20 protein-coding genes and 1 riboswitch are annotated in these 24866 nt (G+C 45.0%); of the genes, 11 read left to right on the top strand and 9 right to left on the bottom strand.

Features of this window, described 5'->3' with window-relative positions; genetic code table 11:
* Positions 1 to 6 precede the first annotated feature (6 nt).
* Complete coding sequence (sufB, locus tag ABXS85_RS17185) at positions 7 to 1443, bottom strand: Fe-S cluster assembly protein SufB (RefSeq protein WP_353667750.1); 1437 nt, start codon at positions 1441 to 1443, stop codon at positions 7 to 9.
* A gap of 75 nt (positions 1444 to 1518) precedes the next feature.
* Complete coding sequence (gene iscR / locus ABXS85_RS17180) at positions 1519 to 2007, bottom strand: Fe-S cluster assembly transcriptional regulator IscR (protein WP_353667749.1); 489 nt, start codon at positions 2005 to 2007, stop codon at positions 1519 to 1521.
* A gap of 256 nt (positions 2008 to 2263) precedes the next feature.
* On the opposite strand from iscR, the gene ABXS85_RS17175 reads away from it, so the two are divergent.
* Positions 2264 to 2776 (top strand): hypothetical protein, encoded by a 513-nt coding sequence (locus ABXS85_RS17175; RefSeq protein ID WP_353667748.1) that lies wholly within the window; start codon positions 2264 to 2266, stop codon positions 2774 to 2776.
* Positions 2777 to 2818: 42 nt separating this feature from the next.
* Here ABXS85_RS17175 and ABXS85_RS17170 read toward each other — a convergent pair whose 3' ends face one another.
* Positions 2819 to 4840: an NADPH-dependent 2,4-dienoyl-CoA reductase gene (locus tag ABXS85_RS17170; protein WP_353667747.1), complete on the bottom strand. Its 2022-nt coding sequence runs from the start codon at positions 4838 to 4840 to the stop codon at positions 2819 to 2821.
* Between the two features lie 126 nt (positions 4841 to 4966).
* On the opposite strand from ABXS85_RS17170, the gene ABXS85_RS17165 reads away from it, so the two are divergent.
* On the top strand, positions 4967 to 5560 hold the full coding sequence (locus ABXS85_RS17165; RefSeq protein WP_353667746.1) for a TetR/AcrR family transcriptional regulator: 594 nt from the start codon (positions 4967 to 4969) through the stop codon (positions 5558 to 5560).
* Between the two features lie 20 nt (positions 5561 to 5580).
* Here ABXS85_RS17165 and ABXS85_RS17160 read toward each other — a convergent pair whose 3' ends face one another.
* Positions 5581 to 6252, bottom strand: coding sequence for an energy-coupling factor ABC transporter permease (locus tag ABXS85_RS17160; protein WP_353667745.1), 672 nt, complete (start codon positions 6250 to 6252; stop codon positions 5581 to 5583).
* 57 nt (positions 6253 to 6309) lie between these two features.
* Positions 6310 to 6520, bottom strand: a riboswitch (cobalamin riboswitch).
* Positions 6521 to 6930: 410 nt separating this feature from the next.
* On the opposite strand from ABXS85_RS17160, the gene ABXS85_RS17155 reads away from it, so the two are divergent.
* Positions 6931 to 8292, top strand: coding sequence for an EAL domain-containing protein (locus tag ABXS85_RS17155; RefSeq protein ID WP_353667744.1), 1362 nt, complete (start codon positions 6931 to 6933; stop codon positions 8290 to 8292).
* Positions 8293 to 8306: 14 nt separating this feature from the next.
* Here ABXS85_RS17155 and ABXS85_RS17150 read toward each other — a convergent pair whose 3' ends face one another.
* Positions 8307 to 9380, bottom strand: coding sequence for an FUSC family protein (locus ABXS85_RS17150; protein ID WP_353667743.1), 1074 nt, complete (start codon positions 9378 to 9380; stop codon positions 8307 to 8309).
* A 29-nt stretch (positions 9381 to 9409) separates the two neighbouring features.
* A complete protein-coding gene (gene yegD, locus ABXS85_RS17145; protein ID WP_353667742.1) occupies positions 9410 to 10774 on the bottom strand; it encodes a molecular chaperone in 1365 nt (454 codons plus the stop codon).
* A 227-nt stretch (positions 10775 to 11001) separates the two neighbouring features.
* Between yegD and ABXS85_RS17140 the strand changes: the two genes are divergently transcribed.
* A complete protein-coding gene (locus ABXS85_RS17140) occupies positions 11002 to 12912 on the top strand; it encodes a methyl-accepting chemotaxis protein (protein WP_353667741.1) in 1911 nt (636 codons plus the stop codon).
* A gap of 68 nt (positions 12913 to 12980) precedes the next feature.
* Here ABXS85_RS17140 and ABXS85_RS17135 read toward each other — a convergent pair whose 3' ends face one another.
* Positions 12981 to 13559 (bottom strand): NnrU family protein, encoded by a 579-nt coding sequence (locus ABXS85_RS17135; RefSeq protein WP_353667740.1) that lies wholly within the window; start codon positions 13557 to 13559, stop codon positions 12981 to 12983.
* A 233-nt stretch (positions 13560 to 13792) separates the two neighbouring features.
* Here ABXS85_RS17135 and nspC point away from each other — a divergent pair, with 233 nt between their 5' ends.
* On the top strand, positions 13793 to 14890 hold the full coding sequence (nspC, locus tag ABXS85_RS17130) for a carboxynorspermidine decarboxylase (RefSeq protein WP_353667739.1): 1098 nt from the start codon (positions 13793 to 13795) through the stop codon (positions 14888 to 14890).
* Between the two features lie 34 nt (positions 14891 to 14924).
* Positions 14925 to 16163 (top strand): saccharopine dehydrogenase family protein, encoded by a 1239-nt coding sequence (locus ABXS85_RS17125; protein ID WP_353667738.1) that lies wholly within the window; start codon positions 14925 to 14927, stop codon positions 16161 to 16163.
* Positions 16164 to 16249: 86 nt separating this feature from the next.
* On the opposite strand, the gene ABXS85_RS17120 is transcribed toward ABXS85_RS17125, so the two are convergent.
* Together ABXS85_RS17120 and ABXS85_RS17115 are read right to left on the bottom strand one after the other, a co-directional pair.
* Positions 16250 to 17428 carry a hypothetical protein gene (locus tag ABXS85_RS17120; RefSeq protein WP_353667737.1) on the bottom strand — a complete coding sequence of 393 codons (1179 nt, stop codon included), beginning with the start codon at positions 17426 to 17428 and terminating at the stop codon, positions 16250 to 16252.
* A gap of 153 nt (positions 17429 to 17581) precedes the next feature.
* Positions 17582 to 18514 carry a glyoxylate/hydroxypyruvate reductase A gene (locus ABXS85_RS17115; protein ID WP_353667736.1) on the bottom strand — a complete coding sequence of 311 codons (933 nt, stop codon included), beginning with the start codon at positions 18512 to 18514 and terminating at the stop codon, positions 17582 to 17584.
* A 271-nt stretch (positions 18515 to 18785) separates the two neighbouring features.
* On the opposite strand from ABXS85_RS17115, the gene ABXS85_RS17110 reads away from it, so the two are divergent.
* From ABXS85_RS17110 to ABXS85_RS17090, 5 genes are all read left to right on the top strand, one after another.
* Positions 18786 to 20198 carry an aspartate aminotransferase family protein gene (locus ABXS85_RS17110; protein WP_353667735.1) on the top strand — a complete coding sequence of 471 codons (1413 nt, stop codon included), beginning with the start codon at positions 18786 to 18788 and terminating at the stop codon, positions 20196 to 20198.
* A gap of 101 nt (positions 20199 to 20299) precedes the next feature.
* Positions 20300 to 20794 carry a winged helix-turn-helix transcriptional regulator gene (locus ABXS85_RS17105; protein ID WP_353667734.1) on the top strand — a complete coding sequence of 165 codons (495 nt, stop codon included), beginning with the start codon at positions 20300 to 20302 and terminating at the stop codon, positions 20792 to 20794.
* A 177-nt stretch (positions 20795 to 20971) separates the two neighbouring features.
* On the top strand, positions 20972 to 22453 hold the full coding sequence (locus ABXS85_RS17100; RefSeq protein ID WP_353667733.1) for an NAD-dependent succinate-semialdehyde dehydrogenase: 1482 nt from the start codon (positions 20972 to 20974) through the stop codon (positions 22451 to 22453).
* A 34-nt stretch (positions 22454 to 22487) separates the two neighbouring features.
* On the top strand, positions 22488 to 23459 hold the full coding sequence (locus ABXS85_RS17095; protein ID WP_353667732.1) for a M14 family metallopeptidase: 972 nt from the start codon (positions 22488 to 22490) through the stop codon (positions 23457 to 23459).
* 76 nt (positions 23460 to 23535) lie between these two features.
* A complete protein-coding gene (locus tag ABXS85_RS17090; RefSeq protein WP_353667731.1) occupies positions 23536 to 24861 on the top strand; it encodes an FAD-binding oxidoreductase in 1326 nt (441 codons plus the stop codon).
* Positions 24862 to 24866: the final 5 nt, after the last annotated feature.

The following is a 24866-nucleotide window of genomic DNA, read 5'->3' as shown; positions in this document are numbered from 1 at the left end:
AATTCCTTAACCTACAGAGCCTTCAAGGCTAATTTCTAGTAACTTGCCAGCTTCTACGGCAAATTCCATCGGTAATTCTTTAAAGACCTCTTTACAGAAGCCATTCACAATCATAGAAACGGCTTTCTCAGGGTCTAGACCACGTTGCTGGCACAAGAACATTTGCTCGTCACTCACTTTTGACGTAGTGGCTTCGTGCTCAACAATTGCAGATGGGTTGCGACTTTCGACATAAGGAAAGGTATGTGCGCCACACTGATCACCAATCAATAAAGAATCACACTGAGTAAAGTTACGCGCCCCTTCAGCACCCGGATTCATTCGGACTAAACCACGGTAACTGTTGTTACTTTTGCCTGCCGAGATACCTTTAGAAATGATGGTCGACTTGGTATTTTTACCTAGGTGAATCATCTTGGTACCTGTGTCCGCCTGCTGACGGCCACGGGTCAAGGCAACGGAATAAAATTCACCAATACTGTTGTCGCCTTTCAGCACACAACTTGGGTATTTCCAAGTGACAGAAGAGCCCGTTTCCACTTGCGTCCAAGAAATTTTCGCATTGGTATGACACACACCACGCTTGGTCACAAAGTTGTAAATGCCGCCTTTGCCTTCCTCATCACCTGGATACCAGTTTTGTACCGTTGAGTATTTGATTTCGGCATTGTCCAAAGCAACCAGTTCCACCACGGCTGCGTGCAATTGATTTTCATCACGCTGTGGTGCCGTACAACCTTCAAGGTAACTCACGTGGCTACCTTCATCAGCGACTATCAGGGTACGCTCAAATTGACCGGTATTTTGCTCGTTAATACGGAAGTAGGTAGACAGCTCCATTGGACAACGAGTGCCTTTTGGAATGTAAACAAAAGAGCCGTCAGTGAATACAGCACAGTTTAAAGCTGCGTAGTAATTGTCTTTTTTCGGCACCACACTGCCTAAGTATTTTTTCACTAACTCAGGATATTTGTGTACGGCTTCAGAAATTGGGCAAAAGATGACTCCCGCTTCTTCTAACTTTTCACGGAAGGTGGTTACCACAGAAACAGAATCAAAAACCGCATCCACCGCAACACCAGCCAGCATTTGCTGCTCGATCAATGGAATACCCAGTTTTTCATAAGTACGCAACAATTCAGGATCAACCTCGTCCAGAGACTTAGGCTTATCCTTCATACTTTTCGGTGCCGAATAATAAGAGATGGCCTGAAAATCAATTTTCGGATAATCCACCAGCGCCCATTCTGGCTCTTCCATTTTTAACCAATCACGGAAGGCACTCAAACGCCATTCGAGCATCCATTCAGGTTCACCTTTCATTTGCGAAATACGACGAATGACATCTTCATCTAATCCGGGCTTAAATGTTTCTGATTCAATATCAGATACAAATCCGGCTTCGTATTCCCTCGCCAGCGCCTTATCTATCTGCTCTGTCATATAAAACTCACTCATTCTTGAAACGCGAAACAAGTACTGTTTCTATTCGCTTCACACAATTAATTAATCGATTGCCTAATCTAGAATAGCCGCACTAATTTTACTGCTGTCAAAGCCCAATGATCGGCTTTCCAGATCCTGACGTTCCGCAACCTGTCGTACATCTTTACGTCGTACTAGCTGTTCCAGACTGATCTGACTGAGAAAATCGTGAATCTGATCACTCAAATCACACCATAAATGATGCGTTAAACAGGTATGACCACTTTGGCAGTCGCTACTGCCCTTACAGCCAGTGGCATCCACCGATTCATTAACCGCATCCACAATTTGCGCAACATAAATGTCCTGATTCGCACGGCTCAAACGGTAGCCGCCACCCGGCCCACGCACACTGATGACCAAAGACTGCTTACGCAGCTTGGAAAACAATTGCTCAAGATAAGATAGGGAAATCCCCTGTCGCTCAGAAATATCCGACAAAGAAACTGGCCCATGAGTCGAATGTAATGCCAGATCAAGCATGGCGGTTACTGCATAGCGACCTTTCGTTGTAAGACGCATAAGCTATCCAATTAATACTTTTCTGTAAGCCGAGATAATACACAAAACCTAGTATTTTGGTCAAGTATTTACCTGACTATTTTACTTGGTTATTGAGCAGGCCTAGCCAATGCCGTGCGCATTCTACGTCTACTGGCTCAAAAACTAAACCACCTCAGCGAAATTCAACGAGAATTTTCCCCAAAACAGATAAAATCACTTAGAATAAAAAGCATTGTTTTTACCATCATCCACCATAGTGAAGATAAGAAATGTTATGAAATCAAATGCCGATAATTCATCTGATAATACCAGTGGCCAAAAGCCCAAAAGCGTTTTATTACCTGTATTGCTCTGTTTTATCTTGAGCGTTGGCGCCTCCTCTGGCGTAAGCTTTTTTTTAATCAGTTCAAGCAGTAATGATGCTGAAATAGATGCTACCTTGAGCAAATACGATGCTCGTATCACGGATGTTCAAAACGCACAGAAAAAATACAGCACTCAAATCGATAAGATCGAAGCGACTACAGAAGAGCTGAAACTCTATTTACGCCACAGTAGTGCCACAGCGCTTAAAAACATCCTGATCAATCAAGAAGAGAATATTCAGTCTTATTTAAAAGTAATGAAGTCTGCCATGGACGATTTATCTCGCATCACGCCTGACAGCGCAGACTGGAATAGCCAATATCAATACCGTTTGGATTTGGCGTTAAAAAATAGCCTCGAACGAGAAGATTTATTGCGTTTATTGAAAACCGGCGAGCCAAATGAAAAAGCCTCACAATAATGAGGCTTTTTCATCATAGCGCTAATTAAAAAGCGACTGGTGCTAAATACTTGCTGCCAGTCTTGTGCCTTGGTTAATGGCACGTTTAGCATCTAACTCAGATGCGACACTGGCACCGCCAATTAAATGAACCGGTTTTTGCAGGCCCTTCTCCAACAAACGATTTGATTCCTGACCAGCGCAAATAATCACATTATCCACATCCAATACTTGCTCTTTGCCATCAACAGAGAGGTGCAAACCACGATCATCTACTTTGTGATACTCGCAACTCGACAAGAAAGTCACACCTTTTTTAAGCAATTCAGTGCGGTGAATCCAACCTGTCGTCTTGCCTAGATTTGCTCCCACCTTAGTCTTCTTACGTTGTAATAAGAAAATATCACGTTGTGCAGACTCAAAACTGGGCTTCACCCCTTCCACCCCACCTCGGGCAGATAAGCTCATGTCCACCCCCCACTGAGACATAAAGTCGGCAATTTTCTGTGTCTTATGGACCTCTGTGTGAAGCAAATATTCTGATATATCAAAGCCTATGCCACCTGCACCAATCACGGCAACACGCTCACCAACGGACTGACCCGCCATCACATCTAAATAACTCAATACTTTCGGATGGTCTATGCCTTCAATGCCTGGTGTTCTAGGCAAGATACCCGTCGCCAAGATGACCTCATCAAACTCTGCTTGATTAAGCATGACAGCATCAACTTGAGTATTAAGCCGCAATTTTACATCGGTTAATTCCAGCTGACGCTTAAAATAACGCAGAGTTTCGTAAAACTCGCCTTTACCCGGAATACGCTTAGCAATATTAAACTGACCGCCAATTTCACCGGCAGCATCAAACAAGGTGACCTCATGACCACGCTTCGCTGCGGTAGTCGCAAACGCCAAACCGGCCGGGCCAGCCCCTACTACAGCTAAGCGTTTCGTTTGAGCCGTTGGGGTGATCAATAATTCCGTTTCATGACAGGCACGTGGGTTCACCAAACAAGATGTCAGCTTGTTTTCAAACACATGATCTAAACACGCCTGATTACAAGCAATACAAGTATTGATCTCATCGGCACGATTTTGTTCTGCCTTGATCACAAATTCTGGATCCGCCAAGAAAGGTCGTGCCATGGAAACAATGTCGGCGTCACCGCGAGCCAACACTTCCTCGGCCACATCGGGCGCATTAATTCGGTTAGAAGTGACCAAAGGCACATTAAGAGACTGTTTTAATTTCGCTGTAACCCAAGTGAAAGCGGCACGAGGTACTTTGGTGGCAATAGTCGGTACTCGCGCTTCGTGCCAACCTATACCTGTACTGATAATGCTGGCACCCGCTTTTTCAATCGCTAAACCGAGCTCTACCACTTCCTCAAGCGTGCTACCGCCTTCCACAAGATCCAACATAGACAAACGATAAATAATAATAAAGGCTTCACCTACTGCGTCACGCACACGGCGCACCACTTCCACAGGCAGACGCATACGATTCTCATATTCACCTCCCCATTCATCGTCACGTTGATTAGTACGAGCGGCAATAAATTGGTTCAAAAAATAACCTTCCGAACCCATGATTTCCACACCATCATAACCGGCTTGCTTAGCCAATTGAGCGGCATTCACAAAGTCATCTATCTGCTTCTCGATGCCTTCTTCTGTTAAAGCTTGCGGCTTAAATGGATTGATGGGGGCCTGAATGGCGGAAGGCGCCACCAGTTTAGGGTTATAAGAATAACGACCCGTATGCAGAATTTGCATACAAATTTTTCCACCCTCTTGATGCACCGCGTCAGTAATGATTTTATGCTCAGCCACGTCTTTCTCAGACCCCATGATAGCCGCTCCAGCGTAAACCACGCCTTCCGTATTAGGTGCAATACCCCCAGTCACAATTAAGGCCACACCACCACGCGCTCGTTCAGCATAAAAGGCTGCCATACGTTCAATACCACCTTTCACTTCTTCAAGGCCAAGGTGCATAGAGCCCATTAATACGCGGTTTTTTAATTGCGTAAAACCAAGATCCAAAGGCTCAAACAAGTGTGGGTAAATTGCATGACTCATAAGCGACTCTCTTATTATTGTGACTGAGTGATAACCTTATTGCTGCTGCCCGCAAGCAATGTTGACACCGTCAAGATAGATTTTCATTTTGACATTGTCAAGTTTCTCGGATAATAATCTTTCGCCATGACGAATCTAAAAAAATACCACCACGGTGATCTTACTAAGTCTCTGCTGGAAGCCGCATCCGACATCATTAAAAATCAAGGCGTTGAGAATTTAAGCATGCGCAAATTGGCAGATGTGGTTGGTGTATCCCGCACCGCGCCCTATCATCACTTCAAAGACAAAAATGCTCTGCTGTGTGCTTTAGCGGAGAAAGGTTTTTACGAGCAAGAAAAACAACTGTGTCAATTAATAGAGAAATCCTTGCCTAACCTTGCATTGTTTCGTCAGTATGTTCATTTGTATATTGAATACGCTCAACAACACAGTGAGACCTACGACCTCATGTACGGGCGAACAATTTGGAAAGCAGGTCAACCTAGTGACAGCCTGAAAGCCGCCTCACGACAAACCTTTAAAACCTGGATTGATTGGGTAGAAAAACTGCAACAAGAAAAAATATTGCCTGCCGACAATAGTCCATTGCGCATAGGTCAAACCACTTGGGCCAGCTTACACGGCTTAGCAAGATTGTATTTGGATGGGATTTACTTAGACAAAGAGGATTTGAGCGGCATGATAGATCAGATGATCAAAAATCTCTGCCGCTCGTGACTTAAACTTAACAGTAAAGCTTAGTGATATAAGCGCGTTTCAAAAAGCGCTGAATCTTTCCAACCCTGTACGCTTTTTGCGCCCGCGAGAACAGCTAAATCAAGCAATGGTTCCAGTAACACAACACTCATGTAAGCCAAGCCAAAGCTCGCGACTGAACTCAAATTCTCGGCACCAAAACCTTGCCCATAAAAAGCCCAAAATGCCACCCAAGCCACAATGCCACCTTGGTAGATTAATGACAATTGCAGAGTTTGCTTGTATTGAAGATCCACATACGCCGTTCCCTTTGGAATGATACGCTTTGCGACCATAGACATGGCAAACAAAGGCAATAACAAGCTAGTAAGGTTCATACCATATTGCGGTAAATCAAATGGTGCGAAAAACAATCCTTGTATCAGCAAGCCCGAAGCTAAACCAATCGCAGCAGCGCCAGCGCCAAACATCAAGAACAGAGTTGAGCCCAGTATGAAATGCACTTCGGATACGCCAACGGCCTGATGAGGTAACACCTCAAAGAAAATAAATACCAACAAACTGGTGATCAAACTTCGCCCCAATAAGGATGAAATGCCAACTTGTTTAATGACATCAACCGCTGCCTTCAGGGTTAATCCTGCTGCCGCCAAAGCGGTCCCATAACTCAATACCATTTTTGCGCCATCAACGACGCCCGGTTCAATATGCACTCTTGTGCCTCCTCATAGTTGTCACACTCACCCGTATGAACAAAACCACAAACTGCTACTGCAGCGTTACATGAAGGCCGGTCTCCGGACTCATCGGCTTGTTTTGCTCTCATGATAAGGATCTCCTTCCTTCCCACTTACGCAGTGGAAGACAATCTCATAAGAACACCGATTTACCGTTGCGGGGGCAGTTTAGGCTTTGCACCTAATTCCCGTTTCATCGTCAGCAATAATGATCACTTCCAACACCTTCACAACCTGATCGTCTGTAACTTACTCGCACAAAGCAATCGCTAGAGAGAGTACCGCCTCTGATCCACAGAGGCAATTTTTCAATGCAAAACGTCCCAAATTTAGCCAAAAAAACTATAAAGAATAAGAAACTAACGCATATGATGTAATTTTTCGTTACCGAAATTAAGCCATTATTAACTATCATCTTCATTTGGAGACATTATTATGCTCAGCTCAAAAAGATATAACCAACTGAAATACATTGAGATTTCTTTGTATGTATGGATAAAGCTTCAATCCTTGTTGAATAAAACAGGAGTAACTCGGCGTTTCAGTCACAAAAAGATACTTTTTCATCAATGGCCAACTTACTAAAATTTAAGAATCTTCTTATTGTTAAGTTCGCGAGTCAGAATGCCACAAAGGAAAGTGAAGATTTTATTAATGAGTCTAGTGTGTGCCCTTGGCTTGTCTTTCTTGCTTGGCGAGGCCGAGTGCCAACGGTTATCTTCACAGGCCTCAAAACAACTAGTCAAAGACAATGAAAAGCAAATTGCCTTTCTTGAAAACTTACTCTTCTCTATTACCAAGGTATTAGACGATACGTCTTATTTATTCACTGGCGAATGCTCCACCCAAGTGCTGAATAACATGCGCAAATCCATTTTTAACATAGATGGTGTGATCGAAATTGGCATAGTCAAAGCGGGAGAAATTACCGGTACCCTGATTTGCAGCTCTTGGGGAGAAACTAATGTACAGGTGCGCAATCCTGAAGCACACGATGGCTTTGTATTTTCCGGTCCGCACATTTCCAATATCTATAATGAAAAAATATACGTAGTAAAAAAATCTTCGCAAGACACTGAGTTTAATGCGCTCATCAAGCACAAGTCGATTGAAAACCTGTTACAGAACATCAAAATTGATACGCAACCACTTGGTAGCAAATTGGCGATCAATTACCGCGAAATGCCTTCGCAATACATAGATAATTTGTATTATGCCTATCAATATAGACAAGATATTAATCCGTCCTTCGTCTTCTATATATCGACCTTTGTCTTATCCTTTTTATTTTTTCAATTTATCTCTATTCCATTCCTAACCTTTTTATCAGACAGAAAAAAACTCAAACGAAAAATTTACTCTGATAGTTTTTTTAATGTCTATCAACCCATCATAGATGCTCAAAATGGTCAGATATTTTCCTATGAAATATTCACCCGTCATCATGATCAGCCACACGCGATAGATTTAATAAACAACATAAAAAAACACAACCTTTATATTGATCATACCTTATGGCAACTCAACAAATTATCCATTGAACGTGAGCAGTTTGCCTGTAAAAACTTCCATATTAATCTTTCTGCTAAGCATTTGATTGATAGTCGTATAACAAACTATTTGTCTTCCATTGAAGTAAAACAACGCCAAGAGATCATCATAGAAATCACAGAAGACGAAGATTTATTCCTCAGCAGAGAAAAAATTCAAAAGACCATAAAAATGCTCAAAGCGCTGGGCTATCGTTTTGCTTTGGATGATTTTGGCTCTGGTTTTTCAAACTTCTCATACATTTTTGAGTTTGACTTTGATTTCATCAAGATTGATAAGAGCATTCTTAAATCCAAAAATGGTGAGTTTTTGGTGCCTTTCATTGAGATTTTCAAAACCCTCAATATCCCCTGCATCATCGAGGGCGTTGAAGACCGGGAAGACAGGGATAGAATCACCAGCCTAGATATTCGCTATCATCAAGGCTGGTTTTATGGAAGACCGCAAAAGCCAAATTGGGTATAAAAAACACTCATTGATCAGTCAATAGAGGGGCGACGACCAGACAAAGAGCTACGTTCGTTCATTCTCACTTCGATGCGTTTAAGCAAAGAGGTTCGATGGAAGATAGTACCGCCAATAATCCCTATGGTACTGCCAATAAAGATGTCCACCAAGCGATGCTGCAATAGCAATTCTGGCGACATATTAGCGCTGGTAAACTCAGACATAATGACAGTTAAAGGTGTAATAAAAATCACTGCTGCACCGTAATTTTTAACAATCAGCAGCTCAATCAATAGCTGGAACAAAAGCATAAAAAAAGCCAAATGCCAATAATTTGGCTGCATAACAAACACGCACCAAGCCAGCCCCATACCAATGACAGTACCAATAATACGATGTACATTTCTGTGCCAAATCATACGATAGGTGGCTCCTTGTAAGACGGCGGCACAAGAAATCGGCACCCATAACGCATTGGCCAATTGCAACCAAGTCGCGATCAGATAAGACAAACCGATAAAGAATCCAACCAATGACGCCTCTAATAAGATGGCGTTTACCCGAGGATCCGTCACCACTTTCGTCTGTGGTAGATCGTTTGCGCCTATCATCAAGCTATAAATAAAAGCAATCACACAAGCCAACATACCTCCCAAGGCCACCATGCCGACATTTCTTGGTAAGTGACTTAAATCGAAAGGCAAATAGATGGCTAAGGCCGTCACCAATATGAAGAAAAAACTGCCCGGTGGTGGTAGGAAATAATAGCGTGTTATCAAAATCGCTCCGAATGACATCACTGTCAGAGCGAAAGCAGCGGTGTAAGCATTAAAACTGAAAAGAGCGCCCACACTGAAACACAACATAAAACCAAAGGAACACATAGCGAGAGTTACCATGCGGTGCGCCGTTCGAGTTTTGGGCAAATACAGAATCACCATGCCGCCCAAACTGGCAAGGGTAGCTAAAGCAAACTGGTCTGTAGCGGCACCTATAAAAGGGGGAATACCAACACAAATGGCCGCAATAACGGCAATATGCCAAGGGCGTTTTACATCACTCCAAGAAAACAGGCTTCGAATTTGCTCTTTAATGGCTTGTAACAATGGGTCACTCCCTCGTTATCGGTTATTAATTAACGAAACAAACGCTCCGCCCATACAGTCAATCCCGCTGCGACACTACCAAAGTGATCGCCATCTATCACTGGCACCTGACCAATGCGCTCCTCAATGGCCGCACGGATAATAGGAGATTGCGCAGAACCACCAGTAATGTAGATAAGATCAGGCTGCTCTCTCGCTTGTTCTATCGCTTGGCTCATCAGTACCAACATTTTCTGCAAAGGTGTGGCAATAGACAAGGCCACCGCTTGTCGTTCTAATTCCAGCAACAAACCTGCCTCAATATAATCCAGATGAATGGTATGGTTTTGCTGTTGAGAAAGTGCAATTTTACCCTCCTCTGCATTACGAACAATGTGGAAATTTTGCTTATTTTCACGCATGCGAGCGAAACGCTCTAATAACCCTGGCTGTTTGGCGTCACGCATCAGGTCTTCAATTTGTTGCTCACTCTGTAAACTGTTAAATGTGGTCATGGCGGTGACATCGTTGGTCATCACCGCATTCCAATAAATCTGTGTTGGCATGGGTAAGCCCGTTTTCAAAGGCGATTCCATACCAAACAAAGGCATAAAATGCTTAGCCGCGATATTGATATCCAAATCGTTGCCACCAATTCGCTCACCGGTGTGAGCCAGAAAGTCCGCTTTACGCTCTAACTTGTCGCGATAACTTGGCCCCATTCTTACCATCGCGCAGTCTGTCGTACCACCGCCTATGTCTACCACCAATACCGTTTTATCAGCCTCAAGTTTGGTCTCAAAATCCAACCCCGCGGCAATCGGTTCGTACAAAAACTCAACCGATTTAAAGCCTGCGCGATGACTGGCAGTGGTTAATATTTGCAACGCCTGTTGGTTACTTTGCTCAGCGTTTATTCCCTGAAAATTCACAGGACGACCTATCACGGCATGCGTCAAAGTTTGACCAGTCTGTGCTTCTGCCGAGCGCTTGACGTTTTGCATCATGCAAGTGACCACATCTTCAAAGAAATCCGTATGTTGTTTTCGCAGTCCTGAGCTGCCTAAGAAAGATTTGGGTGATTTAACAAAATAGCCTTCCTCAGGAAACTCAAAATACTCAGCAAACGCCGCGCGGCCAAAAAACAAGGTTTGATCCGACGACTTAATATCCTCTTCACGGCGTACTCTTTGGGCTCGGTTCAATACCGCTTGACGCCCATCAATTAAGGCTTGGCGTTGATCTTCAAAGGGCATATGATGCACTACGAATTCGGTGATCAGGTCTCGATCAAGAGCGTACAAGGTGGATGGCAAAAAAGCGTTATTCGCTTCCAGTGGCAGCAAGCGCACTTGCTGATCAGCCATCACACCTAAAGCACAGTTAGAGGTGCCATAATCGAAACCACAAATCATCAGATTCACCTATTAAAATCACGTTACAAACAAGTCAAAGCCGCGCACAGTAACATAGGCTAAGGAGGCTGTCAGCTAACAGAAAGGACTTTGCTAGAGCAATATAAGACAGAAGTTAAACCCATAATAAAATCGAATGATTGCGAAAGAAAAATAATAATTTCAAAGGAATAAGGACAACACAAAATAAGACCGCAAGGTCAAACACACTCATACAGGAGCAAACGATGCACCTTTCGCTACAAACTAAAATCATGCTGCAAGCCATCATAGTAGCTATTATTGTTGCCATTGGAGTCGGCGGCGTATCCTTTTATGACTTTACCAGCAGTAATAAAAGTCGCGTGGAATCAGAAACCAGCGCACAAGCCGATACCATTTCCACCTACATTAATACTTGGTCGGAAGATCGCGCCAATACCATGCTTGCTATCAAGCAAAAAATTGAAGCGGCGCTGTCTGCCAATCCAGAAGTTAATGAACAACAAATTCTCGATATCTTACAACAAGCCCAAACCAGCTTAAGTTTTGGTATGACTTTTTTAGGTTTGGAAAACGGCGCCATGTATCGTCACGATCCCTCGCTGAACAGTGCCGATTACGACCCCCGCGTTCGCAGCTGGTATAAAGATGCCAAAAGCAAAGGCGCAGCTTATGTCACCGAACCTTATATTTCAGCGTCCACTAAAAAATTGTCCATGACCTTTGTAGCGCCCATTAAAGTCAAAGGAAAATTTGTTGGTGCCATTGGTGGCCTCGTATTTTTGGATGATTTACTGAGCAAAATTACCGCCATGAAAGTCGCTGGCAATGGCTACAGCACACTTTTTGATGGCACAGGTAAAATCATTGCTCACCCTGATAAGTCGCTTATTTTGCAAGACGCGACGGAATTGTCAGACACCTTAAACAAGAGTTTCTTCACTTCTGCACGCTCTAAGGCAAGTTTTGCAAACCTGGACATTCAAGGACAACAGGTTCTGATGTATGCCAGCAAGATTCAAAACAGCCCTTGGGTACTAGGTTTGATGATGGACAAAAACACTCTTGACAAACCACTTTATAATCTCGGTATCAATATCATTATTGCCGTGATTGTTTTGTTGGTATTGGCGTATTTGGTGGTCATGCAAATTTCTCGTATCTTACTGAAAGATTTACGTCGTGTGTCCGACAGTTTAGAACAGATCGCCCACGGTAACGGTGACCTCACACAACGCCTGACGACGAATTCAAAGGACGAAATTGCCGAGCTGGTGAATAACTTCAACCATTTCGTCGCCTTGTTACACAGCACCATTTCACACCTGAAAAAAATTGGCGTGCAATTATCGGATCAAGCCAATGCTTCGCATCGCTCATCACAGCAAAGTGCGAAAAAACTTGGCGAACAACAAGGCAACATTTCTATGGTGGCGACGGCGATTCATCAAATGGCGCAAGCCACACAAGAAATTGCCAGTAATGCCACCAATACTGCGAATAATGCCGATGAAACGGTAGCGTCAAGCAACCTTGGTCAACAACAAGTCCAGAAGAGTCAGAACAGTATTCGAGCCTTAGCCGCCGACATTCAGGAAGTGGCCGAAGTCATTAACAACTTGAGTCACAATGCGGATGGCATTAACACCATATTGACCACAATTTCAGAAATCGCCGAACAAACCAACTTACTGGCATTGAATGCGGCGATCGAAGCGGCTCGTGCCGGTGAACAAGGTCGTGGCTTTGCCGTGGTCGCAGATGAAGTACGTGTTTTGTCGCAACGCACCTACAGCTCCATTGAGGAAATTCAATCTATGATTGAAGCCTTACAGGGCATTACCAAGGATGCGGTGACGAAAATTCAACTGAGCCACAACAAAGCGGAAAGCAGTGTTAAAGACGTGAACCAAGCCAAAGTGAGCTTGGATCAAATTCAACAATCGGTTGCTATGATCAACGATCGAGCCGCACAGATTGCCACAGCAACAGAAGAGCAGACTAGTGTCACAGCGGAGGTCAATCAAAATACCGCAGACATTCAACAAAGCGCTACTGAGCTGGTTGCCTTGGCTTCCGACAGCGCCACGCGTGCTGAGGAACTGAAAGCCCTTTCTGACGATATGATGAGTAACATCAATAATTTCAGAACCTAACGGTTTATTCAATGCAAAAAAAAGCCTGACAATTTTCTGTCAGGCTTTTTTCATCCTTTCAATATGAGCTACATCAAAGGTGATACACCAATCACCGCTTTGTGCAGGAAGAAAACGATGGCGAACCAAGATACCATGGCAAACACAAAGGCAATCATGTCGTATTGCACACCGCTTTCTTCTTTCTGTACGCCATTTTTACGATCACGACGCCGGTAAATAGCAAAACTGGCCACAGACCAAACCAACAAACTACCGAACAAGATGACATCAGCCAGAGATCCGTTACTCATTAGATGCGCAAACGCCCATAATTTAACGGCAAGTAAAAAGGGGTAGCCCATTTTCGCTTTCAAAGTGGTTTTCGGTACCAAGGCTGAACCTAAAGCAAACAGCGCCACCAGCATCACCAAAGCGGCAATATGTTGAACCACAACAGGTGGAAACCACAACCAAACAGGCTCAAGACGCGTTTGCTGATAACCCAACACAATTAAGGCCAAGGACAATACACTCAACAAAATAAAACGTGTTCGCCATTGCACCAAGCCGGTTTTCTCAAGGTGCATGTCACGCCAGTTTGGCGCCACCACACCAATCGAATGAACGCAGATAAAAATCACCAAACCTACTATTAACATCAACATGTAACCTGTCCTCTCAAAATTCCCACTCGCTATTAAAGCCCCTAAGCTATTAGCAAAAACGCACCAAATTATAAAGCAGATAACCGCTAAATGCTGCCCAAAAGTAACACAATAACAAAGCCGTTAGAAAAACATCAGATAGCCTTAAAAAAGCCTCGGAAAAGATACAATGGCAACTAGAAAATCCTCTCTTGTTTGCTAGAATACCGACTTTTTATAACAGGCCAAATGCCATGATAAAAACCCCCTATTACCTCATAGACAAAGCCGCTCTATTAAAGAATTTAGAGAAGATAGCCTATGTGCGTGAACACTCCGGCGCTAAGTCTTTATTGGCGCTAAAATGCTTTGCTACTTGGTCTGTTTTCGATCTCATGCAGGACTACATGGATGGCACCACGTCCTCTTCTTTATACGAAGTAAAATTGGGTAAAACCCGTTTTCAAGGCGAAACTCATGCCTACAGTGTGGCCTACTCTGATGAAGAAATCGAAGAAGTATTAGCCCACTCTGACAAGATCATCTTTAACTCGATTGGCCAGTTGAATCGTTTTAAAGACATCAGTGCCGACAAAACCCGTGGTCTGCGCGTCAACCCACAAGTCAGTACCTCTGAATTTATCATTGCTGATCCGGCCCGCCCTTTCAGTCGTTTAGGAGAATGGGATCCAGAGCGCATCAGTACGGTAATCAATGATATCTCAGGCTTTATGTTTCACAACAACTGCGAAAACGACAGTTTTGAACGTTTTGACGAGATGCTCAATCTAATCGAAGAAAACTTTGGTCATCTTATCGCGCAGGTCAAATGGGTGAGCTTAGGGGGCGGAATTCACTTTACTGGTGACCATTACCCACTGGAGCGTTTTTGTCAGCGCTTAAAAGCCTTTGCCGACAAGTACCACATTCAAGTCTACCTAGAGCCTGGTGAAGCCAGTATCACCAAGAGCACCACCCTTGAAGTGACGGTACTCGATACCCTATTCAATGGTAAAAATCTGGCCATTGTCGACAGCTCTATCGAAGCTCACATGTTGGATCTGCTGATTTACCGTGAAAGTGCCAAAATGCTGCCAAACAATGGTGAGCACGAATACATGGTATGCGGTAAATCTTGCCTCGCTGGTGATATTTTTGGTGAGTTTACCTTTGAGAAACCCTTACAAGTGGGTGATCGCCTGTCTTTCCAAGACGCAGCCGGCTACACCATGGTGAAGAAAAACTGGTTCAATGGCGTCAAAATGCCGTCCATTGCCATACGCCAACTGGATGGCACGATCGAACTCGTCAGAGAGTTTGATTACCAAGATTTTGAACAGAATCTGTCCTAACGCTACAGACTCAACTTTTGGAGATAGTCTTACTATGAAAAAAAATGTCCTCATTATCGGTGGCGGAGGCGTGGCGCGCGTAGTCGCTCACAAATGCGCTCAACACAACGACACACTGGGCAATATCGCAATTGCTTCACGTAGCGTTGCGAAATGCGACGATATTGTAGCCAGTGTCCTAGACAAAGGCAGTATGAAAGTCGAAGGTCGCATTCAAGCATTTGCCCTCGACGCTCTAGACGTGCCAGCCACAGTCAAACTGATTCAAGACACCGCATCGCAAATCGTTATTAACGTAGGGTCTGCCTTCATTAATATGTCGGTCCTAGAAGCCTGCATCGAAACCGGTGCTGCTTACTTAGATACCGCCATCCACGAAGAACCTGAAAAAATTTGTGAGCAACCACCATGGTACGCCAACTACGAATGGAAACGCCGCGAGCGTTGTAAAGAAAAGGGTATTACCGCCATTCTAGGTGTTGGCTTCGATCCCGGTGTAGTAAATGCTTATGCCGCTTTGGCCTACAATGATTATTTTGACAGCGTAAGTGATATCGACATCATAGATATCAATGCGGGCAGCCACGGTAAATACTTTGCGACTAACTTCGATCCAGAAATCAACTTCCGTGAATTTACTGGTCGTGTTTACTCTTGGCAAAACCGCCAGTGGCAAGAAAACAAGATGTTTGAAATCAGTCGTACCGACGACTTACCTGTAGTAGGTAAGCAAACCGCGTACATGACAGGTCACGATGAAATTCACTCCCTATCACAAAACCTAGACGTACCAAACGTACGCTTCTGGATGGGTTTCGGCGAACACTACATTAATGTCTTTACCGTTTTGAAAAACCTAGGCCTCTTGTCTGAGCAACCGGTAAAAACCGCAGAAGGTCTGGAAGTTGTGCCGTTAAAATTGGTCAAAGCCGTATTGCCAGATCCATCGTCATTAGCACCTGAATACACGGGTAAAACCTGCATTGGTGACGTGGTGAAAGGCATCAAAGATGGCGCGGAAAAAGAAGTCTTCATCTACAATGTGGCCGACCACAAAGACGCTTACAACGAAGTAGGTAGCCAAGGTATTTCTTACACAGCGGGTGTTCCGCCTGTTGCGGCGGCCATTTTGGTGGCGAACGGTACTTGGGACACCAAGGAAATGCGCAACGTTGAGCAGCTAGATCCAAAACCTTTCCTAGGTTTGCTGAACGACATGGGGCTACCAACACGCATTAAAGACGAAAACGGCGATCGCCCTTTCACCCTGTAAGCCAGCTTATCTTTTGAAAAGTTAGTGAATAGCAATCCTCAGTGAGCTTTCTCACTGAGGGTTTTTTATCATTGCAACGTACAGGGTTATTGCTTCATGCGATCCAATGACACTTGCGTCCTTTCTATGGCTTGCCTTGGCGTCATTTCCCACACCTTCACAAAGGCTTTATACATACCCCATAAGAAAAGCAAAGGCATCACCAAGGTTTTGAGTAAAAACAAGGCCATCAAGTTTAAGAACTTATCCATAGACGCATTCAAAGAATCCACATAGCCAAGAATTTTGCTTTTGGCAGCCATGGTGACACGGCTAAAGCCACTGGTCAGGCTTTCAAAGGTACTCATTTTACCATTCATACGTTCGGTTAAGGACGCCATTTCCTCAGCACTTTCTTGCTGCTGATCCGCCAGATCGGCCAAGCTGATACGTTGAACTCGAATCTCATCCTTCACCTGATCCAATTTAGCTTGAATGGCCTTCAATGCATCTGAGCGATTAAATAGACTATTGAAGGCCCCTTCTTCTGCCGCCAACCTTGCTTTCTGCTCCCTTAATATCGCCTCTTCCTCATTCCGTTCTGCCAGCGCGTCACGCAACTGTGATATTTGCCCTAACAGGGCATCATGCTTTTGTTTTTCCTCTTGTAAGTCGAGGGCGGCTTGGGCTTTTAGCTCTGCGGTTAAATCCAATGACTGATCCAGTTGATCAGGGGAAACCGGAAACGCCTCCAGGGCCAAATTGTTTTGCGCAATGCGTGGCTCAACAAAAGCCCTGTCTACCCAACTGCTCCCTAGCGCCACTAAGGCAATGGAGAACTTACACAAACAGGCAAACAAAAACACCCGATAGATGACCACCAAGCCACTAAAAGAAGCGTAATAGCAAACTAAATACAGCACACCAGACACACTAATAAAGACTTTGAAATACCAGGTTTGGAAGATTTCTACGAGAAACTTTTGAATCAATAACGACGAAATGGCGTACTTCATAATGCTAGAAAAGTCTTCCACCAAATCATTCAAAGGATCCAGCATTTCGCCAATCTGAATCGAGCCAACAATGGGGACATTCAGTGTGACAGTCGACAACACGGACACAGTGGCATTGAATAATCTGGCCAAACCAAAAGATACGGAAGACGTCACTAATGAGGTATTAATATAGTCTTCGGCGTAACTGTCTATCACTCCCACCCAAGCCAATAAAACTGCTATTCCAACCACTAAATAAACACGATATTGAGAGCAAAACCGAAGCATACAAACCTCTTCGTTACTTATCTGAGATCATTTATCCATCTTAACTCTATCTCAGAGGTAAAACACTCAAATATACGTGGTAACACAATAGGCTTTGCGCCTTAAAACACCCTCTTTTTAGCATGCTGACGTCAAGTGATAAAAAAGCAGCGCTTAATAACCTCGCTTTGAGTCAATCTGGTTAAGGGGGGATTGCCCATTCGCCAATCTTTTCCCATTACGCACCAACTGATGAATAATTTCAGATTTGGACGCATCTGAGGCCACATGAGGTGTGATAATCACTCCTTTCGTTTGCCATAGGGGATCGGATGAGGGCAAGGGCTCAACGGGAAAAACATCCAGCAAGGCCCCACGTAAATGCTCTTGTTCAATCGCTGCTATTAAATCACTCGCGACCAGATGCCCACCTCGACCACAATTAATTAGGTACGCACCCTTGGGCAACTGTGCCATCAAGTCCCAATTCAAAATGCCTTGAGTGTGTTGATTCAGGGGCAACAAATTAATCAGCACATCGGTTTGTGGCAGCATTTGCGCTAATCCATCTTCGCCATAAAAACAGGCTACTTCATCAAGACGTTTCTCGGAACGTGACCACCCCATTGTACTGTAGCCAAACTGAGCCAATTGTTGCGCCACAAAACCACCCAATTCTCCCATTCCTAATATTCCTACCCGCACCGACGAGGCGGTTTTGATCGGATAACGTTGCCAATTTTGCGACGCCTGTTCCATGACGGCTTTATCAAAATTACGTTGCACATGTAATATGCCGTACAAAGCATACTCAAACATCGCCCATTTTTGCCCATCATCAACCACCCGGCAGACAGGTGTTGACGAAAGCAAAATGTCTTCAGGAATATGATCCACCCCCGCACCGACAGAATGCACCAACTGAAGATTGGGATAGCAGGCTAATAAGTCTTGTTGCGGCGCCCAACATGCGGCCACCGTCGCCTTTTGTGCTCCCTCATCCTCGGGTAAATAGGCCGCAACCTCGGGATACAATTCACCACAGAGTTCCACCAACGCCTTTGAATAATTAGGGGAATTGGTCGCAAATAAAATAGCAAAGCTCATAACAGGCTCTCTTCAATAATACGTTTTCAACCTTCCAACATTAGGGAAGGTGCGAATAATGACTCATTAGGGCAATATGATAGCCTTCAAATTTCCGCTTTTTAAGAGAGTAAAAGGAGAAAAACAGTCCAACAGTAATAAACAAAATAATCTTTCGATTCTCCCGCTAATTCGTCATATTTAGCCTGTTCAGCCTATACTACTCAACATATTACGCCGCTGCTTTCGTACTAACATGAGTTTCCTTTTAATAACTTATGGCGCCGTGAACATGCATAACGATTTTTTAGTTTCTCTGGACAAGCAGCATCTCATCCACCCCGTCAGCAATTATCGTGAGCACGAAGAAAAAGGCGTCACCATACTTCATTCTGGTAAAGGTGCTTACCTCACAGATTATCAAGGAAAAACATTATTAGACGCTTTTTCAGGTCTCTGGTGCGTCAATGTGGGTTATGGTCAAGACAGTGTTATCAAGGCAGCAGAAACACAACTGCGCACTCTCCCTTATGCCACTGGCTACTTTGATTTTGGCTCTGAACCAGCCATCAAACTGGCGGCCAAGTTAGTTGAGATTACTCCCTCTTCACTTCAGCATGTCTACTTTACTCTGGGTGGATCCGATGCCGTCGACTCGGCTATTCGTTTCATCACGAATTATTTTAATGCCCTAGGCAAACACAGTAAAAAGCACTTTATCAGCGTCGAGCGTGGTTATCATGGCTCTTCATCCCAAGGCGCTGGGCTTACGGCCTTACCTGCTTTTCATCGACACTTTGATTTGCCCCAGCCTAATCAACATCGTATTCCATGCCCTTACGCCTATCGTAGTACTGAAAACACAAGCGATGAAAGTCTCATTAACCAATCTGTGACCGCTTTGAAAAACAAGGTAAAAGAGCTGGGCGTGGATCAGGTCGCGGCATTTTTCTGTGAACCCATTATGGGTTCTGGTGGCGTGATCGTTCCACCGAAAGGTTGGCTCAAAGCCATGCAGTTATGCTGTAACGAGTTAGGCATATTGTTCGTGGTGGACGAAGTCATCACCGGATTTGGTCGTACCGGCCCCATGTTTGCCAGTTTGGCGGAACAGGTAACCCCCGACCTAATGACCATGGCAAAAGGCTTAACTTCAGGTTACGCGCCTATGGGCGCGGTTATGATGAGTGATGAGGTGTACCAAGGTTTGCTGCAAGGTTGCGGTGCCAATGCGCCTGTCGGTCATGGCTATACCTATTCTGCCCACCCTGTCAGTGCCGCCATCGCCTTGGAAGTGATTCGCTTATATGAAGAAGAATTATTGGCCAATGGTCAACGCCTTGGCCCTTATTTTGAGCAAGGTTTACAGGCCTTTAGGTCTCATCCTCTGGTGGGAGATGCCCGCTGTCGCGGCTTACTCGGTGCTTTGGAATTAGTCGCCAACAAAGACCTTAAAACGCCTTTTCCTGCACAGCTAAAATTGGCTGAACGCATTGCCAAAAGTGCTTATCAGCACGGGCTCATTTTCCGCGCTTTTGCCGACAATATTCTTGGCTTTGCTCCAGCCCTGTGTTATACCGAAGAGGATTTTGACCTATTATTTCAACGCTTAACCCGCATTCTTGATGAGATAATGGGGCAACCTGAGGTACGTCTAGCAATGGATAAGGCCGCCACACACTGCCAACCCGTGGTAAATAAATGATGCATTTTGAATCGTAATTATTTTGCGCTTTATTGATGACGTTTAACGATCTTTGTTGTTAATATCAAATACCTAACTGCTTAAAATAATTGGAGATTTGGATGAACGGGGCGCCTAAACTAGATAGACTTGACATCCGTATTCTAAGCCATCTACAGCGTAACGGTCGTATCTCCAATGTGCATTTGGCAGATGCCGTGGGCTTGTCTCCAAGCCCCTGCCTAACCCGCGTTAAACGCCTAGAAAAATCAGGCTATATTGTCGATTATGGCGCGCATATTCAGTTAGAAAAATTGGGCACCATTCAGCGGGTCTTTACCCAGATTACCCTTAAGGATCACCGGCCAGACCATTTTGCTCAATTTGAAGCTTACATTCGCAAAGTGGATGAGGTGCAGGAATGTCATCTGGTCAGCGGTGGATTTGATTATCAACTCATCTTTTTGACACGTAATGTGGTGCATTATCAGACGGTAATGGAAGACCTTTTAGACCAGAATATTTTCATTGATAAATATTTCAGCTACATAGTCATTAAATCGCCCATAGTGAAAAAGTTTTACCCTATTGACAATCTCTTCATGCAAGACAACTAGTCCTGCCCATGACAGGTTACGCCACATGTCATGGGCAAACGGCATATGCTTCTGAATTCAATAAAAATAAAGCAGAAATCTTTCTTTTGTACGCCATTATCCAAGCCAAATGCCCTTTTCAGCTGGTTAAAATAACCTTCTTTACTCAATCACTGCATTACACAAGGCCGTAACCTGATGACGTTAACCTTAACACGCCCTTCGCTTATCCGTGCTGACAACTTTATCAATGGACACTGGCAAAATAGCGTACAACGCCAAGTCTACCCGGTGCAAAACCCAGCCACCGCAGACACCTTTGCTCAGGTCGCAGACAGTTCAGCAGAGGATGCCAAACTGGCTACCGACGCGGCCTTTGCAGCTTTCGAAAGCTGGCGTAATCTGCCAGCAAAAGTGCGATCAAATTATCTTGTCCGCTGGCATGAATTAATCATTGAAAACCGCCATGATCTCGCCACTATTATGTCATTCGAACAAGGTAAACCCTTGGCGGAATCCTTAGCCGAAGTAAATTACGGCGCGGCTTACGTAGACTGGTTTGCAGGGGAAGCCTTACGAACTTATGGCGATATCCTGCCGCACACAGTTGCCGACAAAAAACTCATGGTGGTCAAAGAGCCGGTTGGTGTCGTCGCTGCCATCACACCTTGGAATTTCCCTTTGGCTATGATTGCCCGTAAGCTGGCTCCCGCCTTAGCGGCTGGCTGTACTATCCTTGCCAAACCTGCCGAAGACACTCCATTAACGGCTTTGGCTCTGGTGGCCTTGGCGGAAGAAGCTGGGATACCAAAAGGCGTCATGAATATTGTCACTTGCTCTCGAAATAATGTGGCAGATCTAGTGGGCAGTTGGCTATCCGACTCTCGTGTTCGCAAAGTGACTTTTACCGGCTCCACCGCCGTTGGCAAGATGTTAGCCAGAGAAGCCGCAGGCACCTTGAAAAGACTGTCCCTTGAACTGGGGGGCAATGCCCCTTTTATCGTCTTTGAAGACGCGGATCTGGATGCCGCGGTAGAAGGCTTAATCGCCGCTAAATTTCGCAATGGCGGCCAAACCTGCGTTTGCCCAAACCGTATTTATGTTCACGATACTTGCTATGAGGCGTTTGCAGAAAAACTTGTTGCTCGAGTCGCCAATCTAAAAGTCGGGCCATGGGATCATCAAGACAGTCAAATCGGACCTATGATCAATGACAAGGCCGTTAGCAAAATAACACGCCACGTAGCGGATGCCTTAGCGAAAGGCGCCACCTTATTAACCGGTGGCCAAGCATTGCAAAACGACATAGCCACTGGGCCTTATTATTTTGCTCCCACCGTTTTGGGCAACGCCAATCATGATATGGAATTGGCCCATGATGAAACCTTTGGCCCGGTGGCACCGTTATTTCGTTTTCATCAGGAAGAAGAAGTCATACAAGCAGCCAACGATACACCCTATGGTTTGGCTGGGTATTTTTATTCACAAGATATCAATCGTGTTTGGCGCGTTTCCCATAAAATGCAAACCGGTATTGTCGGCATTAATGAAGGTGCCATCGCCTCAGAAACCGCACCATTTGGTGGTGTAAAGGAATCTGGCTATGGACGTGAAGGCTCGCATTATGGTTTAGACGATTATCTAGACACCAAGTACCTTTGCCAAGGAAATCTAAGCTAAAAGGAAATCTAAGCTAAAACAGAAGGCCATGACAATGAACAAGACAGCATTAGCAGACTATCCAATTGAAATATCCTTTCCCGATATCACTCCCTACGCCGAGGGCAATGGGGATATTCCTTATGTGTATCAATTTGACAGTGGCCTTCCCGGCCCTCATGTCATGATCAATTCATTGACACATGGCAATGAAGTCTGTGGTGCGGTAGTTGTCAAAGCACTGATAGATTTAGGCATACGACCAAGTCATGGCAAACTGACGTTGGCCTTTGCGAATGTTGCCGCCTACCAAGCCTTTGATGCGCAACATCCAGATGCGTCTCGTTTTGTCGATCAAGACTTAAACCGAGTTTGGACCAATCAGCTACTCGATGACTTAAGCCAACAATCTTGTGAATTAGCACGCGCACGACAATTACGCCCTGTTATCGATGACGTAGACTTCCTCCTCGACATCCACTCAATGCACGAAGCTTGTCCACCGCTTAATGTGTGTGGCCCTCTTAAAAAAGGGTTAACCCTAGCAAGCCAGCAACAATCTCCCGCTTGGATAATCCGCGATGAAGGCCACCCTGAAGGTTGTCGTTTGCGTGATTACAATGCATTTGGCGACCCAAACAGCCCCAAAAATGCCCTGCTGGTTGAATGCGGCCAACATTGGCAAGCCTCTTCCATTGATGTTGCCAAGGACGTCACCGCACGCTTTTTGTTGCTGCATAACATAGTAGATAAAAACGATATTCCAACGGATTGGTTTCAACCCCTTGACCCTAAGCTAAAGGTGGTTAAGGTAACCGAGCCCGTGGTCGCCACTAGCATGGATTTCCGTTTTAGTGATGATTTCACCGGATTAGAAACCTTTCCTCAAGCTGGCTCCCTGATCGCTTGGCAAAACGAGCAACAGATAGTCACGCCTTATCCAAACTGTGTGTTAGTTATGCCTTCCATACGCCAATTACGACCCGGCGTGACCGTGGTGCGATTCGGAGAGTTACAAAGTGAATAATGTGTCATGTTAAGCCACAGCAAGCATTATACCTGTCACCCAATAGATGCAATGAAGTAACCGTTAGGAGAACGCAATGCCCGCACCCTTATTGACCATTTCTTCCTCAGATAGACTGGCTAAAAAAGCCGATGTTGTCGTTATCGGCGGCGGTATTGTCGGCGTCTGTGCGGCGTATTTTATCGCCCGTCAAGGCATGAAGGTCGCGTTAGTTGAAAAGGGACAAATTGGCGCAGAACAATCCAGCCGTAACTGGGGTTGGTGTCGACAACAAAACCGTGATGCTCGAGAACTGCCTTTGGCGACAAAAAGTCTCGAATTATGGGAAGAAATCATGGCGGATCTGAATGAAGATTTAGGTTTTCGTCGTTGCGGGTTACTCTACTTATCCAATAACCCTAAAGAACTTGAAAGCTGGGCAAAATGGGGAAAATTTGCCAATGAGCAAGGCGTCATTTCTCACACCCTCACCTCTGAGCAGGCAAATGAACGTGGCAAAGCAACCCAGCAAAACTGGCTAGGTGGGGTATTTTCCCCTTCAGACGGTATTGCCGATCCTTCCAAAGCGGCCCCTTTGATCGCCAAAGGGGTAATAAAACATGGTGGCAGTATCCACCAAGGTTGCGCCGCTCGAGGTATAGAAACACAAGCTGGGAAAGTCACCGGGGTAATTACCGAACAAGGTGTCATTGCAACACAACAAGTGGTCTTAGCCGGTGGTGCTTGGGCTTCTTCTTTTTGTAATCAACTGGACATTCGCTTCCCACAGTCCGCAGTGCGTTCGTCAATCCTCTCTATTATGCCGGGCGCCAAAGGGCTTCCGGATGCCCTGCATACGGCGGCTATTTCGGTCACGAAACGCGGCGATGGTGGTCATACCTTAGCCATTTCAGGGTCAGCAAATGTAGACATAACACCGCAGCAACTAAAATTTGCTGGGGCCTTTATTCCCATGTTTGCTAAACGCTGGCAAGTGCTTTCACCGGGCGGCTTTCAGGCATGGGGAGCAGGTCATGAAACCCTTAAAAAATGGGCTTTGGACAAGCCCTCGCCAATGGAAAAGAATCGTATCCTCGATCCCAGACCATCCCATCGACATATCCAAAAAACCTTAACGCGGGCGCGTCAAATGTTACCCGAACTCAGGGACATCCCAATACAAAATGCCTGGGCCAGTTACATTGACAGCACACCAGATGGGGTACCAGTAATTGATCAGGCCTGCAATATACAAGGCTTCATGATAGCCGCTGGTTTTTCAGGCCATGGCTTTGGCATCGGCCCTGGGGCAGGAAAGTTGATTGCCGAGATGCTGGCGGGGAAAGAGACTTTTGTCGAACATAAGCAGTACCAGCTAGCACGTTTGCATAAAAATGCTTGGGGAAAAGTGTCAGAATTCTAACCGCC

The sequence above is a fragment of the Marinomonas sp. THO17 genome, assembly GCF_040436405.1.
In the GTDB taxonomy this organism is placed as follows: domain Bacteria; phylum Pseudomonadota; class Gammaproteobacteria; order Pseudomonadales; family Marinomonadaceae; genus Marinomonas.
The sequence above is the reverse complement of the archived record's forward strand: the minus strand, read 5'-3'. Positions and strand labels throughout refer to the sequence as shown.

Excerpts from the sequence above, each read along its gene's own strand:
- ABXS85_RS17155 (WP_353667744.1), top strand. The coding sequence starts at position 6,931 with ATGAGTCTAGTGTGTGCCCTTGGCTTGTCTTTCTTGCTTGGCGAGGCC.
- ABXS85_RS17095 (WP_353667732.1), top strand. The coding sequence starts at position 22,488 with ATGAACAAGACAGCATTAGCAGACTATCCAATTGAAATATCCTTTCCC.
- ABXS85_RS17135 (WP_353667740.1), bottom strand. The coding sequence starts at position 13,559 with ATGTTGATGTTAATAGTAGGTTTGGTGATTTTTATCTGCGTTCATTCG.
- ABXS85_RS17115 (WP_353667736.1), bottom strand. The coding sequence starts at position 18,514 with ATGAGCTTTGCTATTTTATTTGCGACCAATTCCCCTAATTATTCAAAG.
- iscR (WP_353667749.1), bottom strand. The coding sequence starts at position 2,007 with ATGCGTCTTACAACGAAAGGTCGCTATGCAGTAACCGCCATGCTTGAT.
- sufB (WP_353667750.1), bottom strand. The coding sequence starts at position 1,443 with ATGACAGAGCAGATAGATAAGGCGCTGGCGAGGGAATACGAAGCCGGA.
- ABXS85_RS17170 (WP_353667747.1), bottom strand. The coding sequence starts at position 4,840 with ATGAGTCATGCAATTTACCCACACTTGTTTGAGCCTTTGGATCTTGGT.
- ABXS85_RS17100 (WP_353667733.1), top strand. The coding sequence starts at position 20,972 with ATGACGTTAACCTTAACACGCCCTTCGCTTATCCGTGCTGACAACTTT.
- ABXS85_RS17140 (WP_353667741.1), top strand. The coding sequence starts at position 11,002 with ATGCACCTTTCGCTACAAACTAAAATCATGCTGCAAGCCATCATAGTA.
- ABXS85_RS17105 (WP_353667734.1), top strand. The coding sequence starts at position 20,300 with ATGAACGGGGCGCCTAAACTAGATAGACTTGACATCCGTATTCTAAGC.
- ABXS85_RS17120 (WP_353667737.1), bottom strand. The coding sequence starts at position 17,428 with ATGCTTCGGTTTTGCTCTCAATATCGTGTTTATTTAGTGGTTGGAATA.
- yegD (WP_353667742.1), bottom strand. The coding sequence starts at position 10,774 with ATGATTTGTGGTTTCGATTATGGCACCTCTAACTGTGCTTTAGGTGTG.
- ABXS85_RS17090 (WP_353667731.1), top strand. The coding sequence starts at position 23,536 with ATGCCCGCACCCTTATTGACCATTTCTTCCTCAGATAGACTGGCTAAA.
- ABXS85_RS17165 (WP_353667746.1), top strand. The coding sequence starts at position 4,967 with ATGACGAATCTAAAAAAATACCACCACGGTGATCTTACTAAGTCTCTG.
- ABXS85_RS17125 (WP_353667738.1), top strand. The coding sequence starts at position 14,925 with ATGAAAAAAAATGTCCTCATTATCGGTGGCGGAGGCGTGGCGCGCGTA.
- ABXS85_RS17110 (WP_353667735.1), top strand. The coding sequence starts at position 18,786 with ATGCATAACGATTTTTTAGTTTCTCTGGACAAGCAGCATCTCATCCAC.
- ABXS85_RS17175 (WP_353667748.1), top strand. The coding sequence starts at position 2,264 with ATGAAATCAAATGCCGATAATTCATCTGATAATACCAGTGGCCAAAAG.
- nspC (WP_353667739.1), top strand. The coding sequence starts at position 13,793 with ATGATAAAAACCCCCTATTACCTCATAGACAAAGCCGCTCTATTAAAG.